This is a genomic window from Bartonella sp. OT172YNZD (assembly GCF_042193725.1).
GTDB classification, from domain to species: Bacteria; Pseudomonadota; Alphaproteobacteria; order Rhizobiales; family Rhizobiaceae; genus Bartonella; species Bartonella grahamii_A.
In genome coordinates this window covers 1-3,203 of record NZ_JBHILZ010000039.1, presented here as the reverse complement: position 1 = coordinate 3,203, position 3,203 = coordinate 1, and the positions used below count along the sequence as shown (strand labels likewise).

Sequence of the window (3,203 nt, the reverse complement as noted above, 5' to 3'; positions counted from 1 at the left end):
CTGCCTTTAAGCTCGTTAATGTGATGTCGGGAGCTAAATCAAATTTTACTTTATTGTCTTCTTTCCCTTTTGTTATATTCAGGTTACTACTTCCAGACGATAAATCTACTCCGTTGTTAAAGTTAGCCATTGTAGTATTTTCATCGTCAACAGACAATTTCCAACCTGCTTCTTTATTAGCTTTATCAACGTAAGTTTTTAAATCCATTAGCTGTCCAACATTCACTGCGTCAGTCACTTCCCTACCAGCTGCTACGCCTGTGATTTGTCGCGTTTTGCCAGAAAAAATATCACCAACACTAACAGCAGCTAACGTGCTTTTCCACTGAGGTATAGGATTTGTGGCAACTTCACCTTTCGTCGTAGGGGCATACCCAAAAACACCGGCAGGAGTTTTGGTAAAAGACTCGCTCCCTAAAGCAACACCACCTTCTACCGAAACAGAAGAATCTGAACCTATTGCGATACCTCCCTCTGCCTCTGCTTTTGAATAAAATCCAAAAGCAATACTATTCTTTGCTTCTGCATAGGCACGGTGTCCAACAGCGGTCGATCCATATCCTAAGGCTTTAGAAACAGAACCTAAAGCCGTCGTATAATCTTCCTTCGCTGTTGTATAATCATCTTCACCGTGTTCGCTCTTTGCATTATACTCGGAACCTATTGCAACAGAGCTCATACCAAAAGCGTGCGCCATATTACCTATCGCAATGCTATCCTTCTTATCGGATACTTGCGCCTTATAACCCATAGCTATACCGTACTCTCCCTCCACATGCACTTTACTACCTATAGCTATTGTATGCTCAGCAGATGCAATTGTTCTATGTTCATCCTCTATTCTTTCACTCTCATCAAAATATGGAGCAGAACCGATTGCAATACTATCCTCCATTTTAGCCTGAGAATAAGCGCCTATAGCTATAGCTGAAACCCCCCCCTCAGCCCCCCCCTGCGCGTTACGTCCAATAGCAATCCCATATATTCCATTTACCTCCGAGAATATACCAATAGCAACAGAATATCCTCTATAGGCTTTTGCACCATAACCAACAACTGTAGGCCCATTTAAATTCTGCTTGTCACTTACGCCTGGTTTGAACCTTGCGATCGTCTTAGCACCAATAACTACAGAATTGACAACCTTTTGATCCATATTGTTACCAAAGTAGACATTCTCTCCCTCTACGCCACGTTGCATTCCTGCATTTCCATCCCGCAGCAGGTCAGACACATTCACAGGCATTGTAACAGGTATTGCATTCTCACTATTGTAAGCAAACTGTTGGATGGTAGAGCTATCAGAAATAGGCAACTGTCGGTTAGTGAGAGATCTCTTATAAGGCTCTTCTGTACTTATCACCCCTTTCGATAAATTATTATCTTCTGCTGTCAAAATATTTATTATGGAAGTGTTATCGCTCTTACCAGAAAGAGTCTTGATGAGGAAATTGGCATAATCAACAGACGCATCTACTTTTGATATTGGCCCCATATTCAATGCTGTTAAATAATTCTGCGCTGTTAAAGAATTCTTTTTTTCTACATTCAGCACATTAAGAAAAGATGCGCTACTGTTGGCATCCTCTTCAGCAGCACTTTCTCCACTGTTAAGAAGCACTTTTGTTAAATCAGAACTCGCTGAAAAAACTGGAGATACATTCGCTAAGAATGCAACTATTGCAGCTGAAGAAAGCACCTTAAACAAAAACGAGGAATAAGAAGAACGAGGATAATTATCGTCATTGCGTTCTAGAGTGGTAGATAACTTTTTCATAAAATTTTCCTCATACAAAACATAAAAAAGACACATTCTTCATTATGTTAATTTTGGCATGGTTTTATTTGGTCTTTTTGGTTGTTAAAATTTCAAGTTGTTTTGCTTTTGCAGTGTTTGTTTTTTTCGTAACGAGTCTTTGAGCTCAGAAAAAAAGAAAGGCGTAATTTGACATAAAGATGACATATTTTGGGTCTAATTTAAGAATGGACTAAATATTTCTAACACTTTTAGAGTATAGAAGGCGGTTATATTTCATAATTCAAATACCTTTTTAAAATGTGCATACTTTCTTTTTAAAAATTAAGGCTATGTGCAGCTTAATCATAGTAAAACGCTTGGTTTCTTATTGTGGAATAAGTTTAGTTTTCATATCTGCCTTCTGTATTATTTATTCTTTTTTATTACATCTTTGAGGTTCTTTAGACCTTTATTTTATCTTCCTAGCTGTTTTGAGCAAAATGAGTCTTAATTGCATTCATCTTCGCTACGTATAGGATATTAAATAAAATAGCAATAAAAAATGTGAGCTTGTGTTATTGAGGTACAGAACCCCTCAACAACTGTTAAAGTCTTTTCGATAACAGTTGGAGTTTGTAATGTTTTTCTAAGTCTTGTCTTAAATTTTCTAAATTTCTCTAATTTATGTGTGTACGTTTAAGCGTTCTATTAACCAGAATGAGTCTTAATGCAATAATTGCTTCTATACAGAGAAAATAAATAAAGTAGTGGAACAGAAAATTTTTATAAGCATATCTCCCCAATAGATATTGTTCGTAAATCAAATTATTGAATACTCACTTCTAAGTTTATCCTGTAAACATATTAAGTGGGTTTATATGAAAATATTATTCTGTAATTGTAACTTTTTTGTTAAAATTTTTATCTCTAACAAATACAAGTTTTATAAAAATTATCATCCCTGAAAAAAGTAACAAAAAACAAGAGTCTTTGAGTTACTAAAACATAGCCTCTCCGAGAAAAATTCAAGAGCTGATGTTTTTCTAGTAAAAATATAAAAATAAAATCGGTTGTCATAAAATTTTTGAATTTATACCATCATTACCCTATGAACTTCTATGTAAAGACTACTTATGTATTTCTAAAATTTTGCCCTCACCTTATGTATTAAGGCAAGGGCGAATTAGTTTTTGTTTTTAATTTAGTGTTATTCTAAATCCAGCACCTATTCCCCAATGACCACCAGCACTCGTAGCAGAGAGATTAGAGCGGATTTTTCCGTTTTCAGATGTATAACCAGCTCCAAGAGCAAATGCAGATTGTCCACGCCATGCCCCGCTACCAAATGAAACACTCAACTTCCCTGGTGTATCATCATAACTTAAATTAGCCACCGCTAGACCAATAGCTGCTGCTTGTCTTGCTTCTTTGCGAACATCCTCAATGGCATAATTCAAAGTCTCAA

General features: G+C 36.3%; 1 protein-coding gene and 1 pseudogene. Both read right to left on the bottom strand.

The genetic code is table 11. The features are described from left to right. A pseudogene (locus ACFIJS_RS08680) lies at positions 1-1,777 on the bottom strand (hypothetical protein); the annotation flags it as partial. A gap of 1,157 nt (positions 1,778-2,934) precedes the next feature. After that, the coding region (locus tag ACFIJS_RS08675) for a YadA-like family protein (protein WP_375651207.1) at positions 2,935-3,203 on the bottom strand (269 nt) is incomplete at its 5' end.